The 15,772-nt window shown below is 70.4% G+C and carries 10 protein-coding genes; all 10 read right to left on the bottom strand.

What is annotated here, in order from left to right:
• Window positions 1–1,091 (bottom strand): serine/threonine-protein kinase (locus ACKOQ4_RS12540; protein ID WP_526292277.1); only part of this gene is annotated, 1,091 nt, incomplete at its 3' end.
• A 9-nt stretch (window positions 1,092–1,100) separates the two neighbouring features.
• Window positions 1,101–1,844 carry an SCO6745 family protein gene (locus tag ACKOQ4_RS12535; RefSeq protein WP_526292283.1) on the bottom strand — a complete coding sequence of 248 codons (744 nt, stop codon included), beginning with the start codon at window positions 1,842–1,844 and terminating at the stop codon, window positions 1,101–1,103.
• Window positions 1,845–1,865: 21 nt separating this feature from the next.
• A complete protein-coding gene (locus tag ACKOQ4_RS12530) occupies window positions 1,866–3,416 on the bottom strand; it encodes an acyl-CoA carboxylase subunit beta (RefSeq protein WP_526292275.1) in 1,551 nt (516 codons plus the stop codon).
• Entirely contained in the window at window positions 3,413–8,728 is a 5,316-nt protein-coding gene (gene pks13 / locus ACKOQ4_RS12525; RefSeq protein ID WP_526292281.1) for a polyketide synthase Pks13, read from the bottom strand. The genes ACKOQ4_RS12530 and pks13 overlap by 4 nt, the downstream gene beginning before the upstream one ends.
• Before the next feature lie 87 nt (window positions 8,729–8,815).
• Complete coding sequence (gene fadD32 / locus ACKOQ4_RS12520; RefSeq protein ID WP_526292273.1) at window positions 8,816–10,708, bottom strand: long-chain-fatty-acid--AMP ligase FadD32; 1,893 nt, start codon at window positions 10,706–10,708, stop codon at window positions 8,816–8,818.
• A gap of 225 nt (window positions 10,709–10,933) precedes the next feature.
• Complete coding sequence (culp6, locus tag ACKOQ4_RS12515; protein ID WP_526292271.1) at window positions 10,934–11,953, bottom strand: carboxylesterase Culp6; 1,020 nt, start codon at window positions 11,951–11,953, stop codon at window positions 10,934–10,936.
• A gap of 3 nt (window positions 11,954–11,956) precedes the next feature.
• Entirely contained in the window at window positions 11,957–12,478 is a 522-nt protein-coding gene (locus ACKOQ4_RS12510) for a DUF732 domain-containing protein (RefSeq protein ID WP_526292269.1), read from the bottom strand.
• A 75-nt stretch (window positions 12,479–12,553) separates the two neighbouring features.
• A complete protein-coding gene (locus ACKOQ4_RS12505; RefSeq protein WP_526292267.1) occupies window positions 12,554–13,441 on the bottom strand; it encodes an alpha/beta hydrolase in 888 nt (295 codons plus the stop codon).
• A gap of 103 nt (window positions 13,442–13,544) precedes the next feature.
• A complete protein-coding gene (locus ACKOQ4_RS12500) occupies window positions 13,545–14,618 on the bottom strand; it encodes an alpha/beta hydrolase (RefSeq protein ID WP_526292279.1) in 1,074 nt (357 codons plus the stop codon).
• A 129-nt stretch (window positions 14,619–14,747) separates the two neighbouring features.
• Window positions 14,748–15,772: arabinofuranosyltransferase AftB family protein (locus tag ACKOQ4_RS12495; RefSeq protein ID WP_526292265.1), on the bottom strand; the 1,025-nt coding region annotated here is incomplete at its 5' end.

Genomic DNA, 15,772 nt, shown 5'->3' with positions numbered 1-15,772 from the left:
CGGCGGATCGGCGCGCCTCCGCAGGAGTGAGTCATCACCCGGCGGGCGGGGGCGGTGGCGGGGTCGTGGGCGACGCCGCGCTGCGCGGCGACCAGAACAGCCGCCCCGGCCACACCGGCGAGGACCAGTACGCCCAGCCCGACCGCCAGCCAGCGCTGCCCCGGTCCCCGCCCGCCGGGTGCTGACTCACTCCTGCGGTGGCGCGCCGATCCCCCGGCCGGCGGCGGCAGCCCGGCCGACGGCTGCAGGGCCTGCTGCATCGCCCGGGCGAAATCCGCGCAACTCTCGTACCGGTCGGCAGGGTCCTTGGCCATGGCCTTGGCGAAGACCGGACCGAAGGCGGACAGGTCGGCCGGCAGGGACGCAACCGGCGGTGGCTCGCTGAGGTGCTGGCCGATGACGACGGCGGGATTGCTGTGCTCGATCGGAGCGCTGCCGGTCAGAAGGTGAAAGGCGGTGGCGGCCAACGCGTACTGGTCGGCCCGGCCGTCGATCTGCTCGCCCCTGAGCTGTTCGGGGGCCGCGTAGGTGACCGTGCCGACCGTCATCTCCGTCCCGGTGAGATCGCTGGTCTGGTCCGCCCAGCGCGCAACTCCGAAGTCCACCAGCATGACTCGGTCGATGTCCCCGTCCGCGGAGTCCGACTCGGGGCGGCCCAGCAGGATGTTGGCCGGCTTGATGTCCCGGTGCAGCAGATTGCGGCTGTGTGCGTAGTCCAGCGCCTGGCCGACCTCGGTGACGATGCGCACGACGTCGGCGGCGGGTACCGCGTTCGGATAGTTGCGGCTCAGCAGATGGAAGGCGTCGGTGCCGTCGACATACTCCATGGCGATCCACAGCTGGCCGTCGCACTCACCCCGGTCGAAGATCGTGACGATGTTCCGGTGGCGCAGGGTGGCCACCATCTCGGCCTCGCGGTTGAACCGCTGCCGGTACTCCTCGTCGTGACTGACGGCCGTACCGAGCACCTTGAGCGCCTCGCGGCGGGGCAGGCGCGGATGCTCGGCGAGGTACACCTCGCCCATGCCGCCCTCGCCGAGGACACGCAGGATGGTGTAGCCGGCGAATACCCGGCCGTCATCGAGGGGCATGGGGGCACCCTAGGCCGGGACGGCGGCCTTCAGCGCTGCCAGCGCGGCCGTGCTGAGCCGGGCCAGTTCGGCGGCCTCGTCGGCACTGAGCGCGGCGGCGAGGATCTCAGCCATCCGGCGGTTGGTGACCGCTTCCACCTCGTCGTAGCGCTCCCTCTTGTCCGCGCCGTCGGCGAACGGGCCGGGCCAGCCGAACATCCGGGTGTAGTTCTCGTCCCCGTGCAGCATGTGCGCCTCGACCGGGGTGATACCGGAAACCGACAGCGCATTGAGGTGGGTTTCGCCGCGCAGTTCGCGCAAGACATGCATAACCTGCAGCACCCGCGCCGGGGCGTCGGCCGCCAGTGGCATGAGCCGCCACCCGGCGTACAGGGGCAGGCCGACGGTCGGTGCCGCGGCGATGATCTTCTCGCCCGATTGAGCGATACGGTCCAGACCCTCGGCGCCGGCGAGGTAGGTGCGGCCGAAGCCGGCCATCTGCTCCCAGTAGACCTCCGCCGCACCGGCCGCGCCGCGCACGGCGACGCCTTCGGTCCACAACGCGCCCAGCATGTTCGGCTCGAAGATCGCGAACACCGCGGCCACCGTCGTCGGGGTCGCCTCGCCGAGGACGCCGCCGCGGCCGGCGACATAGCCGGCCAACGGATTCTGGTATCCCGCCGCGATGCTGCCCGCGAACGTCTCGGGATGCAGCATGAACACGCCGACGGCTTGACCCGCCGCCTCGCCGGTCTCGCGGGCGGCTTCCAGCATCACCTGGCTCATGTCGGCTCCTTAGATCGGGATCAGGCCGTGCTTGCGCTGGATTCGCTGAATCTGCTTCTCCCGCAACAGGCGCATGGACTTGCGCAACAGCAAGCGTGTCTGGTGCGGCTCGATCACCGCGTCGATGAACCCGCGCTCGGCGGCGATGTAGGGGATCGCCATGTTGCGGTTGTACCCCTCGATGAAGTCCGCCCGGATCTTCTGAACCTCGGGGGCGGTCGGGTCCGGGAAGCGCTTGACCAACAGCTGGGCAGCACCCTCGGCTCCGATCACGGCGATTCGGGCGGTGGGCCAGGCGAAGTTCAGGTCGGCGGTGAGCTGCTTGGAGCCCATCACGGCGTACGCGCCGCCGTAGGACTTGCGGATGGTGATCGTGATCTTGGGGACGACGGCCTCGACGACGGCATAGAGGAACCGGCCGCCGCGCTTGATGATTCCGTTCTTCTCCTGCTCCACCCCGGGCAGGAAGCCGGGCGTGTCGACCACGAACACCAGCGGCAGGTTGAAGGAGTCGCAGAACCGCAGGAACCGGGCTGCCTTGTCGGAGGCCTCGTTGTCGATCGCGCCGGACATGTGCATCGGCTGGTTGGCGATCACACCGACCGGGCGGCCGTCCACCCGGGCGAACCCGGTGATGATCGCCTGCCCCGCCTGGGCGGCCACGTCGAGGAAGTCGCCGTCGTCGAAGATCCGGATCAGGATCTCGTGCATGTCGTATGCCGTGTTGTCAGCATCCGGCACCAGGCTGTCCAGTTCCAGATCGTGCGGGGTGATCTCCGGCTCCAGCCCCGGGTTGATCACCGGGGCGTCGTCAAAGGTGTTGGACGGCAGGAACTCCAGGAAGTCGCGCACGTACTGGAACGCGGCCTTCTCCGACTCGACGACCTGGTGGATGTTGCCGTAGCGGGCCTGGTAGTCCGCGCCGCCGAGTTCGTCGAGGCTGACGTCCTCACCGGTGACATCCTTGATGACGTCGGGTCCGGTGACGAACATGTACCCCTGGTCGCGAACCGCCACCACCAGGTCGGTCTGGATCGGCGAGTACACCGCGCCGCCGGCGCACTTGCCCAGGATGATCGAGATCTGCGGCACCACGCCGGACAGCAGTTCGTGGCGGCGGCCGAGTTCGGCGTACCAGGCCAGCGAGGTGACCGCGTCCTGGATCCGCGCGCCACCGGAGTCGTTGATGCCGATGATGGGACAGCCCACCATCGCGACCCATTCCATGAGCCGTGCGACCTTGCGGCCGAACATCTCTCCCACCGATCCGCCGAAGACGGTCTGGTCATGGGAGAAGACGCCGACGGGCCGGCCGTTGATGGTGGCGTGCCCGGTCACGACGCCGTCGCCGTAGAGGGCGTTGGGATCGCCGGGGGTGCGGGCCAGCGCGCCGATCTCCAGGAAGCTGCCCGGGTCGACCAGCTCGTGGATGCGCGCGCGGGCGCTGGCGATGCCGCGCTTGTCGCGTTTGGCGGCGGCCGCCTCACCGCCGGGCTCGGCGGCCAGTTCGAGCTTCTCTCGCAGTTCGGCCAGCAACTCGGCGGTGGTCTTGTTGGTCACGTGGTCTCCTGCCGGGCCTGAATGCGATTGATCGCCTCAGACATGTGCGCGCCCACCTTGGCAATGTACGGCTCGTCGATGGCCTGGATGTGCTCGCCCCCGATCGGCACCACCTCGAGGTCGGCGACGAACTCGCCCCAGCCGCCGTCGGGCTTGCGGGTGCCGTAGCGCGGCTCGAACATGATGGCGTCGTCGTGGTAGCGGTCGGCCATGTAGAGGGTCACGTGCCCGTCGTAGGGCTCGATCTTGGCGGTGTCGATGGCACGGTTGTCCAGATACGAGGTGCGCTGGTGCTCGATCACCCCGCCCGGGATGTTCACCCCGCTGGCCTTGACCGCGTCCAGGACGAACCGCACCTGCCCCTCGTCGTCGAGGACCTCGAGTTCCTCGTAGGGGATGGCCGGGATCTCCACGTTGAAGGTGCGCTGGGCGAACAGCGCGTAGCGGTCCCAGCGGGCCCGGATCTCCTCGGGGGTCTGCGGGATCTCCTCGCCGGCCCGGACTGTGTCGATCAGGCCGACGAACTCGACGTCCGCGCCGGCCTTCTTCAGACCGATGGCGCAGGCGTAGGCCAGCACGCCGCCGAGTGACCAGCCGGCCAGGACGAACGGGCCGTTGCCCTGCATGTCCATCAGCTTGGGAACGTACTGGGCGGCGCGTTCCTCGATCGAGCCCTCGACACGCTCGAGGCCGTACATCGGGGTGTCGGCGGGCAGCCGTTTGAGCAGCGGCTCGTAGACCACCGTCGAGCCGCCGGCCGGGTGGAAGACGAACACCGGAACCTTGGTCGAGCCTTCCGGGCGGGCGCGCAGGGTGCGGACGAACCCGTCGAGCTCGCCGGACTCCAGGTGCTCGCGCACGGTGGTGGCCAACTCCTCGATGGTGTTCGCGGCCCGCACGTCGTCGGCGGTGATGGTGCCCTCGCAGCGCTCGGTGAGACGCGCGGCGATCTTGGCCGCGGTGTCGTCGTCGATCGCGGGCAGGTCGTTGAAGATCCCTCCGGGCGACTTGCCGGTGACGATCGCCCAGGTGGCGAAGGTGACCCGCTCGGCGGCCTCGCGCGGGGGCACGTCGGTGCCCAGCGCGTCCACGACGGCCTGCTGGGTCAGCACCTTCGCCGCGGCCGCGGCCGGGGTGCCGGCGTCCGGGCCGGCCGGGTTGGTCGGCGGCGGCGGGAGCGGCGCCGCCGGGCCGGCGACATCGGACTGCGCGGGGCCGGCCGGATTCGTCGGCGGCGGCGGGACGTCGCCGGCCGAGTGTGCCTCCGGGTGCTTGGCGGCCAGTGTTTCGGCCAGCGCCTCGGGGATCTCGCCCGCGGCCAGCCTGGCCTGCTCGGCGGCGATCTCCTCGGGCGTCATGCCCTTCTGGTGCTCGGCGAGTTCGGCCACCTGCTCGCGGTTGGAGATGGCGTAGACGATCAGTTGCTCGACGGCATAGAGGTTCGCGTCGCGCACCGCGGTCAGCTGGATCGGCGGCAGGTCGAAGTCGTACTCCACCCGGTTCTTGATCCGCACCGCCATCAGCGAGTCCAGACCCAGTTCGATCAGCGGCACCTCCCACGGCAGGTCCTCGGGCTCGTAACCCATGGCGCTGCCCACGATCAGTCCCAGCCGGTCGTGCACGGTCTCCGCACCGCCGGGGGTCCACTTGCCCAGTTGGGCGGCGACGCCGGCGCCGGCGGCGAGGTTGTCGTGCAGGATGTCGGCGTCGTCCTCCGGCGCCGCGGCTTCGGGTTCCGGTCCGGCCGAAATCTGTTGGGCCACACCGATTCCGGTCGCCACGGCGGCAGGCAGGGCGGAGGCCGCGCCCGAACGGGCGACGATGGCGTCGTAGACCAGGGTGAACGACTCGTCGATGCGGGCGTGCACCTGAACCGAGGCTCCGCCGGGGTGGCGGGTCAGGGTGGTCACCAGCCGCGCACCGTCACCGGGGACCGCGCGCTGCTCGGAGGCGGTGAGGGTGGCGTCCGGAAGCACCTGCACCGCAGCTGCTTTCACCAGAGCGGCCAGGTCGGTGTTGCCGTCGCCGGCGTACTCCCAGACGTGCCGGCCGTCGGGCATGGCCACGTGCGTGCCGGGGATCAGCGCGGATCCGTCGGCCGAGAAGTGGGCGTTGAGCCAGTGCTCCTTGCGCTTGAACCTCGTCGGAGGGATGCCGGCGTAATCCCCGGGTTCCGAGGCCGGCGAGAACAGCGTGCGGAAGTCCAGGTCGTGGCCGTAGACGTAGAGCTGGGCCATGGCCGCGACCATCGAGTCGACCTCGTCCTCCTTGCGGGCCAGAGTCGCGATCAGCTGCCCGTCGTGCAGGCCCGCCGAAGCCGTCGTGAGCCCGACCTGCATGAGCGCCACCGGGTTCGGCGCGAGTTCGAGGAAGGTGGTGTGCCCGTTGTCGACCGCGTTGCGGATGCCCTGGGTGAAGTGGACGCTGTGCCGCAGGCCCTTCTTCCAGTAGTCCACCTGGTGGATCGCCTCACCGGGGCGGATGTAGCTGCCCTCGTGGACGGTGGAGAAGTAACCGATCTTCAGCGGCCGCGGGTCGATGCCCTGCAGCTCGGCGGCCAGCTCACCGAGCAGCGGGTCCATCTGGGTGGTGTGGCTGGCGCCCTTGGTCTGGAACTTGCGGGCGAAGCGGCCCTCGGCCTCGCAGCGCTCGATGATCGCGTCGACCTGTTCGGGCGGACCGCCGATCACGGTCTGGGTCGGGGCGGCGTACACGCAGACTTCCAGGCCGGGGAAGTCGGGGAACACCGTGGCTATCTCGTCGGCCGAGTACTCCACGAGTGCCATCAGCCGGATGTACTCGCCGAACAGCATGGCTTCGCCCTCGCCCATCAGATGCGAACGCGCGCAGATGGTCCGGGTGGCGTCGGCCAGCGACAGCCCGCCGGCGAAGTACGCGGCGGCCGCCTCTCCCAGCGACTGGCCCACCACCGCAGCGGGTTTCGCGCCGTGATGCCGCAGCAACTCGCCGAGGGCGATCTGGATGGCGAAAATCACCAGCTGAACCACTTCAATCGGGTACTGGCAGGTCTCGTCGGTGTAGTCGATGGAGTCGTCGAGGATCAGCTCGAGGATGGAGTAGCCGCGCTCGTCCTGGATCAGGGCGTCGACCTTGTCGATCCACTCGGCGAAGACGTCGTCGCGCAGATACAGGCTCTTGCCCATCTTGCGGTGCTGGGCGCCGAAGCCGGCCAGCACCCAGACCGGCCCGTTGGTGACCGGGCCGTCGGCGCTGTACACCAGCGGAGTCTGCTTGCCCTCGGCGATCGCACGCAGGCCCTTGACCGCCTCGTCGTGGTCATGCGCCATGACCACCGCACGGGAGCGGCCGTGGTTGCGCCGGGACAGCGACCGGCCGATGGCCTCCAGTGAGGTGGCCCGGCCCTCGGGGCTGTCGACCCAGTCGGCCAACTCGGCGGCGGTCGCGCGCTTGCGGGAGGTGAGGAATCCCGAAACGGCCAGCGGCACAACGGGTCTGTGCGGTTCGGCCGCGTCGGCGGCCGCCAATTCCTCGCGGGCCACGTCCAGCAGGCGCAGTGCCTGTTCGGTCAGACCGGGAAGTTCCGGTTCCGCGTCGTCGTAGTCGGTTGCGCCGTAGGCGGCGGTGTCGGGCAGGTCATCGTCGATGAACTCGCCGTACTCGTCCATCCGGACACCGCCGACGTACACCGCGTCGGCCTCGCTCAGGGGCGATTCGAGGGCTTGCGGTTCCGGCTCGGGCACGGGCTCGGCGAGGTCCTCCGGCAGCACCTCACGCAGCACCAGGTGGGCGTTGGCTCCGCCGAACCCGAAGCCGGACACCCCGGCGATCGCGTGTCCGCTGTAGCGCGGCCAGTCGCTGACGCTGTCGGCTACCCGCAGCCGCGCGCCGTCGAAGTCGATGTAGGGGTTGGGGCCGGCATAGTTGATCGACGGCGGAATCTTGTTGTTGCGCAACGACAGCGCAACCTTGGCCAGACTGGCCGCACCGGCGGCGGACTCAAGGTGGCCGACGTTGGACTTCACCGCGCCCAGCAGGGCGGGCTCGTCGGCGGACCGGCCCCGGCCGACCACCCGGCCCAGCGCATCGGCCTCGATCGGGTCGCCGAGGATGGTGCCGGTGCCGTGCGCCTCGATGTAGTCGACGGTGCGCGGGTTGATGCCGGCGTCCTTGTACGCCCGCCGCAGCACGTCGGCCTGGGCGTCCGGGTTGGGTGCCAGCAGGCCGTTGGAACGGCCGTCGTGGTTGATCGCGCTGCCGGCGATGACGGCCAGGATGTCGTCGCCGTCGCGGCGGGCGTCGGCCAGGCGCTTGAGCACCAGCATGCCGCCACCCTCCGAGCGGGCGTACCCGTCGGCGTCGGAGGAGAAGGACTTGATCCGCCCGTCCGGGGCGAGCACCCCGCCCACCTCGTCGAAACCGAGCGTGACCGCCGGTGTGACGAGCGCGTTGACGCCGCCTGCCAGCACCACGTCGGCCTCGCGGGCGCGCAGTGCCTGCACCCCGGAGTGCACCGCGACCAGCGACGAGGAGCAGGCGGTGTCGACGGCGACCGACGGGCCGCGGAAGTCGTAGAAGTAGGACACCCGGTTGGCGATGATCGAACTCGCGGTGCCGGTGATGGCGTAGGGGTGCGCGGTGCGCGGGTCCATCATCGCCAGGTAGCTGTAGTCGTTGGTGGAACTGCCGACGAAGACGCCGACACTGCCGCCGCGCAGGGCCGAGGCCGGGATCCGGGCGTTCTCCAGCGCCTCCCAGGTCAGCTCGAGGGCCATCCGCTGCTGCGGGTCGATGTTGTCGGCTTCCATCTTCGACAGCGCGAAGAACTCGGCGTCGAATCCCTTGATGTCGCTGAGGTAGCCGCCGCGGGTGCGCGCCTTGCGGATCCGCTCGGCCAGCCGCGGCTCCTCCATGAACTCCGCCCAGCGGCCCTCGGGCAGGTCGGTGATGGCGTCGCGGCCCTCCAGCAGCGCCTGCCACATCTGGTCGGGGGTGTTCATGTCGCCGGGGAAGCGGGTGGCCAGCCCGACGATGGCGATGTCGTCGACCTCGCGCGCGCGGCTCCAGTCCTCCTCGGAGTCGTCGATCTCGAGTTCCGGCTCGCCCTCGACGATCACGGTGGCCAGCGCCTCGATGGTCGGGTGGCGGAAGGCGATCGTCGCCGTCAGCGTGACCCCGGTCAGGTCCTCGATGTCGCTGGCCATGGCCACCGCGTCACGCGAGGACAACCCCAGTTCGACCATCGGCACCGACTCGTCGATCGAGTCGGCCGGCTGGCCGGTGGCTTCGGCCACCCAGTTGCGCAGCCAGGCACGCATCTCGGCGACGGACATGCCGGTGCGGGGCTCCGCGAGCTCCGGCTCGGGAGCCAGGACGATCTCGTCGGGAGTCTCTGAGTCAGACATGGGGCCTTCCGTGCGTCACAACGCCTCGTCGGGAAAGGCGTTGGCCACCTTCCCCGATCGCAGGCTGCCGTCCAGGTAGGCCGACCGGCAGGCGCGCCGGCCGATCTTGCCGCTGGAGGTGCGCGGGATCGCGCCGGCCGGGGTCAGCAGCACGTCGCGCACGGTGACGCCGTGGCGCACCGCGACGGCCGCGCGGATGGCGTCGGCGACCGGGCCCAGATCGAGCTTGTGCGAACCGGCGGCCCGCTCGCCGACGATGACCAGCTGCTCGGAGGTGTCGTTCGGGTCGCGCTTGAGCCCGGCGTGCGCGTCGGCGAACACCTCCTCGGGAAGCTGGTTAGCCGGCACCGAGAACGCCGCGACGAAGCCGGTGCGCAGCGCCTTGCTGGCCTCCTGTGCGGAGTACTCCAGGTCCTGCGGGTAGTGGTTGCGGCCGTCGATGATGACGAGATCCTTTGTGCGGCCGGTGATGTAGAGCTCGCCGTCGTGGTAGGCGCCGAGGTCGCCGGTGCGCACCCAGGTGGCGTCGTCGGCGTTGCCCTCGGCGTGCGACGGGCTGGTGCGCGACTTGAGGATGTTCTGGAATGTGGCGACGGTCTCCTCCGGCTTGTTCCAGTAGCCGGTGCCCATGTTCTGGCCGCTGATCCAGATCTCGCCGATCTGGCCGTCGGGCAGCTCGCTGGCGGTGTCGTAGTCGACGATCACCGCCCACTCGCCGATACCGACCCGGCCCGCGCCGGCCTGGGCGACGGCCTTGGGGGAGTCGTCGGGCACCGGGACGAACCGGCCGGCGTTGAGTTCGTCGCGGTCGACCGAGATGATGGTCGGCTCCTCCGAGGACGGGGTGGTCGAGACGAACAGCGTCGCCTCGGCCAGGCCGTAGGACGGCTTGATGGCCTTGGGCTGGAAACCCAACGGGCCGAACGCCTCGTTGAACCGGCGCACCGTGGCCGCCGAGATCGGCTCGCTGCCGTTGAGGACCGCCTTGACGTTGGACAGGTCCATCGGCGGCTCGCCCTCCTTCGGCACGCCGCGGGCGGCGGCGTGGTCGAAGGCGAAGTTCGGGGCCACCGAGATGGTGCCGCCGGTGTCGCCGGGCTTGCGGGCCAGCTCGCGCATCCAGCGGCCGGGGCGGCGGACGAACGCCGCCGGCGTCATGAACGTGACGTAGTGGCCGATCATCGGCGACAGCAGCGCGGTGATCAGGCCCATGTCGTGGAAGAACGGCAGCCAGGTCACCCCGCGGTCGCCCTCCTCGCCCTCGAGGGCCTCGATCACCTGCACCACGTTGGTGGCGAGGTTGAGGTGGGTGATCTGCACGCCGGTCGGGATCCGGGTGGACCCGGAGGTGTACTGCAGGTAGGCGATGGTGTCCTCGTTGACGGTGTCGATGTGCTCCCAGGTCGCCCCGACGTCGTCGGGAACGGCGTCGACGGCGATGACGCGCGGACGCTCCTTGGCGGGCCGGGAGCGGAAGAACTTGCGCACGCCCTCGGCGGCTTCGGTTGTGGTCAGGATCGCCGACGGCCGGCAGTCGTCGAGAACGGCATGCAGGCGCCCGACGTGGCCGGGCTCGGACGGATCGAACAGCGGCACCGCGATCCGCCCGGAGTACAGCGTCCCGAAGAAGGCCACCAGGTACTCCAGGTTCTGCGGGCACAGGATCGCGATCCGGTCACCGGGTTCGGTCACCTGCTGCAGCCGGGCGCCGACGGCCCGGTTGCGGGCCCCGAAGTCGGCCCAGTGCAGATCGCGTTCGACACCGTCGCGCTCGGTGGAGAAGTCCAGGAACCGGTAGGCGAGCTTGTCCCCACGCACCTTCGCCCAGCGCTCGACGTGCCTGACCAGGCTGGCGCCCTCGGGGAAAGTGATGCGTCCGTCCTTGATGAACGGGTTATGGAACGGCATACCACTCTCCTGTCAGAACGCATTCGTGCCGGCCCCCGCCAACCCCGCGCCGCGCCACCGACCGCCTGCCCGAGCCTCCCAGATCGTACCGAGTGTCGGGCGGTCGCAGACGGACCCAGACCGGATCGCCGGACTGCGCCGAAACGACTGCCGCACTGCCCTTATTTATTTCTTAATGTTAGGGGTTCCAGCCGCCTGAGCCAAATCATTTCCCCGCGCGTCACATCAGCCGTGCGGCGGGCGCGGGGCGTTCTCGATCAGGTCGCGGGCCCAGTCCAGAGTCCAGATGGTGGCGGTCCGGCCGTCGAGATTCCAGAAGTTCGGGGTGGCGTACATCGCGTGCACCGGCTGGCCGGCTCCGCTGGCGAGCACCTCCAGGGTGCGGGGCAGGTTGGTGATGCTGAACGCGGACTCCGGCGCCGAGCAGATCAGGTCGCCGGGCGCGCAGATCTGGTTGGTCCGGTTGTTCAGCGCCCCGAAGCCGCCCGGGCGCTCGCCGCTCATGGTCAGGCCCAGGGTGGACAGCGTCGGAACCTCCTTGAGGGTGATCTCGGCCCCCTCACCCGGCGGGGTCGGGCCGACGACCTGGCCCACTCCCGGCTGGCGGCGCCCGTCGGCGATCAGGGTGACCCCGAGCACCAGGTCCTCGTCGACCGGGCCGCGGCCGTTGCCGATGTCGCCGGCGATGTCGCCGGCGATCACCGCGCCCTGGGAGAACCCGACCATCACGTAGCTGGTCAGCGGGCAGCGGGTGTTCATCTCGGTCATGGCGCGCTCCGTGGCCCGGGTGCCCTCCGACCGGCTGTCGTTGTAGGACATCTGCTTGTCGGCGGTGAGCGGATTGTGGAACTGCGCGGTGTAGGGAACCGTGTAGACCTGCACCCGGTCCGGGCCGAACTGCTGCTGAATCGGGCGGGTCACGTTGAGCAGCAACGCAATCGGAAACTGGACCGGGTTGAGCGGGTCGTCGGTGGGTGAGGACTCCCAGGTGCCGGGGATGGCGATCATCTGCACGTCCGGGCACCCGGCGTCCTGGAAGGCCGGCCGGGGTTTCTTTCCGGGGACGCTGGTCGGTGGGACGGCCGTCGGCGGTCCTGCCGTCGGCGGCGGCGTCTCCGGCCGCCGCACCATGATCACGACGATCGCCACGACCAGGCCGACGACCAGGGCGACGGCGCCGGCCGCGATCAGGGCGAGAATGCGGTGGCGGCGGCGACGGTTGCTCTTGGGTTTACTGCGCGTCATCTGCTAGCAGAGTCGCTGGGTGGCGATGCCGATGTAGTTCCCGATCACCGGGTTGACATCGACGTAGGCGACCTCCGGGGCGTTGGCTCCGCCCTTGGCCTCGGCCATGTCGTTGCGCACCATCGGCGCCACCGCGTCCCAGACGGCCTCGTCGCTCTGTCCCGCCGCGCGGGCCTGACAGACGTAGGCGCCGATGCTCAGGGCGCGCAGGTCGTTCGACGGCCGCACACCCGCGGCCAGCAGGGCGTCGAGGTAGCCCCGCTGGACGGGGGTGACGTTGGCCGGGGCGCCCATCCGGTCCGCGCCCGCCGACGCCGACATGTCGAGCTCGCCGGAGGGCCCGGCGGCCTCGACGGACTGCATCGACGGCAGCGCGACCGTGCTGATCAGATCGCCGCCGCTCGAGGAGCAGCCCGCCAGCAGCCAGGCCGCCGGCGCGATCAGCCCGGCCGCCAGCACCCGGTTCGGGACCGGACGACCCCGGCCCAGCAGTTTGCTGGACGAGTGGGTGACGTGACGGCGCACACAACTACAGTACCGGTTCCGCGGCAGTGCTCAATGGGCCGCAGGTTGCGGATGTTTAACGGATGGCCGAACTGGTTACCCGAGCGCGGCGGCGATGTCACCGGCCATCGCGCCGAGTTGTCCGGCCCAGCTGCCCCAGTCGTGGCCGCCGCCGGCCGCGAAGTCGAAGTGGCCGTTACGGCCGCCCAGTGAGCGGTAGTGCGCGTAGAAGATCCGGTTGCTGCCCTGGGCCACGCTGCAGTCGCCGCCGCCCATCGCGGCGGGGTCGCCGCAGCTGAACACCGCCGGGCTGAACACCCACAGCCGGGTGTTGTTGGACACCAGCAGGTTGGCGTGCACGTTGGGGTCGTGCCACTTCCACCGGCCCAGTTGCGGGGCGCCCCACATCGCGTCGATGTTGGCGCCGCCCCCGTTGATGGCGTTGGAGATCACCCCGTTGGTCTGGGTGTCCGACGGGTTGAGGAAGCCCGACAGCGAGCCGGCGTAGCCATAGCGGTTCGGGTGGAACGCCGCCATGGTCACCGCGCCGGTGCCGCCCTGGGACACCCCGACGATCGCGTTGCCGCCCGGGGCAACCCCGCGGTTGGCGGACAGCCAGTTCGGCAGCTCGTCGGCCAGGAAGGTCTCCCACTGCTTGCCGCCGTCGGCCTCCCAGTTGGTGTACATGCTGTAGGCGCCGCCGGCCGGGGCGGCCACCGACAGTCCGCTGCCGGCCAGGGCACCCATCGCGTTGCCCACCGTCACCCAGTTGCTGACCGTCGGCCCGGCGTTGAAGGCGTCCAGCAGCACGACGACGTGCGGGCCGCCGCCCTGGAAGGACACCGGGATGTCGCGGCCCATCGCCGCCGAGGGCACCATGACCGTCTCGACGCCCGCGGAGGCGGCCGGCGCCGTGGCGCCCCACAACCCTGACGCCAGGACGACGGCACTGACAGCGCGGAACAGCTTCACCAGACGGCTCATACCCACCTCACGTCGACTCTTCGCGCCTGCGGCGCGGCACCCCAGTGAATCACAACCAGCAGCCAGCGGTTTCGGGATTGGCCCCGATAGGCCGGGTGTCCGGTCAGTTGGGCGGGGCCGGGGGGTCCTGCGCCGAGGCGCCCGTCGCCGGCGGTGCCGGGGAGGGCTGCGTGTTGGCGCCCAGCACCCGCTGGATGTCCGGCTTCATCTGCTGAAGCTGCTGGCCCCAGTAACCCCAGCTGTGGGTGCCGTTGGCCGGGAAGTTGAACACCCCGTTGCGCCCGCCCGCCGCCAGGTAGTTGTCCCGGAAGGTCTTGTTGGTCCGCAGCGTGAGCCCCTCGAGGAACTTCGCGTTGAACAGGTTGCCGGCGCTGGCGCCGGCGTCGAGGTCGGACTGCCTGCCGTCGCCGCAGTACACCCAGACCCGGGTGTTGTTGGCCACCAGCTTGCCGAGGTTGACCATCGGGTCGTTGCGCTGCCAGGTCACGTTGCCGCCCCGGCCCCACATGTCCGCCGGGTTGAACCCGCCGGCGTCGCCCATCGCCACGCCGACCAGCGCCGGCCACCAGCCTTCGGAGAGGTTCAGGAAACCCGACAGCGAGGCCGCATAGGGGAACTGCTGCGGGTGCCAGATCGCCAGGGTCAGCGCCGCCGAGCCGGCCATAGACAGGCCGACGGCTGCGCTGCCGGTCGGTCTGACCTGCCGGTTGGCAGCCAGCCAGCCGGGCAGCTCGGAAGTCAGGAAGGTCTCCCATTTATAGGTCTGGCACCCGGTGCGGCCGCATGCCGGCCGGTACCAGTCGCTGTAGAAGCTGGACTGTCCGCCGACCGGCATGATCACCGACAGCCCGGAGTCCAGATACCACTCGAACGCCGGGGTGTTGATGTCCCAGCCGTTGAAGTCGTCCTGGGCGCGCAGGCCGTCGAGCAGGTACACCGCCGGGGAGTCGGCCCCGCCGCTCTGGAACTGGACCCTGACGTCGCGGCCCATCCCGGCCGACGGCACGTCGAGGTACTCCACGGGAAGGCCCGGACGGGAGAACGCCGCGGCGCTCGCCGCCCCGCCGGCGGCGCCGACCAGGCCCGGCAGCACCGCGGCCAGTCCGGCGGCCACGGCCGCGCGGCGCAGCCAAACCGAACGCAGCTTGTCGACACGCAGCTTGTCGAAGAAGCCCATCCCGGTACCCATCCTTCGCGCCACCCTTCGCGCCACCCTCGGCGTCGACCGCCGTACGCGGGCGGTCGTGGGGTTTATCGCCGCGCCGGGGCCCCGGCGTTACCCGCCAGCTAACACACCGAACCGGTGTCAGGGCCCGGTCGCCGGCAGCCCGGTGTACGGCGGACTCTTCGGCGGGGGCTCGGGGATGCCGCAGCGCGACAGGTCGTATTCGGGCACCCGGTCGATCCGGTAGCGGGTCAGCTTCCAGGCCCGGTTGAGGTTGCCGATGAAACGGGGCCGGGTCATCGGGTCGCGGATGGACTTGAGCATCTCCGCGGTCTCCGGGCAGTCCAGAGCCGCCTGAGCCTGCTCCACCCAGCCCTCGTCGAGGTACTCCGGTATCCACGGCCGCTCCTTGAGCCACGGCCCCTCGGCGACGGCCCAGTCCGGGAACAGGTTCTTGTCGTGGCCGATGCGGCCGTCCTCCAGGCGGGCGGTGTGCGCGGCCAGGGGATTGGCCAGGCCGATCTGGTCGATCACCCGGGTATTGAGGCCGACGTTCATGCCCAGCATGCCGAGATTGGTGAAAAACACTGTGTGCGTGGCATGTTGACGGCGCCAGTCCGCCGGCGACAGCCCGGGCGGGGGCGGCTCGATCGGGGGCTTCTGCGGGACCACGTCCCAGACGTCCCAGTTGCCCGACGGCAGCAGCAGCGCCCCGTCGGGGGTGTTGTTGATCGCCACCAGCACCGCCCGCATCCGCGGGTAGTCCAGATAGTCCGCGGCGGTCAGCGGGTGGGCGTGGCCGGTCGCCTGGGAGTAGAACCTGCGCTCGTCGACGATCCCCGAGTAGGTGACCCGGGTGGCGTCACGCCCCATCCCGGGCGAGTTGGCCGCCCACAGCGCCCAGCCGGCCAGCGCCAGCCACAGCGCGGCGGCCGCGCCGCCGAGCAGGTGGCCGGTGTCCCGGGCCGGCAGCCTCTCCCGCAGGACCCGGTAGTTCCGCGGGACTGAGACCGGGATCACCGCGACGGGGGCGAGCAGGCAGAACAGCGGGGCCAGCAACACCCGTCCGTGCATGAAGTCACCACCCTGGCGGATCCAGTACAGCCCCTGGAGCGTGCCGCTGAGCAGCATGAAGGCGACCACGGCGGCCGGGTTCCGCACCCGCC

Origin of the sequence: Mycobacterium sp. (assembly GCF_046095365.1) — a bacterium.
GTDB lineage: Bacteria > Actinomycetota > Actinomycetes > Mycobacteriales > Mycobacteriaceae > Mycobacterium.
This window is presented reverse-complemented; position numbering and strand designations above follow the sequence as displayed.

Bases quoted from the DNA above. Each gene is read 5' to 3' on its own strand.
- ACKOQ4_RS12535 (WP_526292283.1), bottom strand. From the start codon at position 1,844: ATGCTGGAAGCCGCCCGCGAGACCGGCGAGGCGGCGGGTCAAGCCGTC.
- pks13 (WP_526292281.1), bottom strand. From the start codon at position 8,728: ATGTCCGTCGCCGAGATGCGTGCCTGGCTGCGCAACTGGGTGGCCGAA.
- fadD32 (WP_526292273.1), bottom strand. From the start codon at position 10,708: ATGCCGTTCCATAACCCGTTCATCAAGGACGGACGCATCACTTTCCCC.
- culp6 (WP_526292271.1), bottom strand. From the start codon at position 11,953: ATGACGCGCAGTAAACCCAAGAGCAACCGTCGCCGCCGCCACCGCATT.
- ACKOQ4_RS12505 (WP_526292267.1), bottom strand. From the start codon at position 13,441: ATGAGCCGTCTGGTGAAGCTGTTCCGCGCTGTCAGTGCCGTCGTCCTG.
- ACKOQ4_RS12500 (WP_526292279.1), bottom strand. From the start codon at position 14,618: ATGGGCTTCTTCGACAAGCTGCGTGTCGACAAGCTGCGTTCGGTTTGG.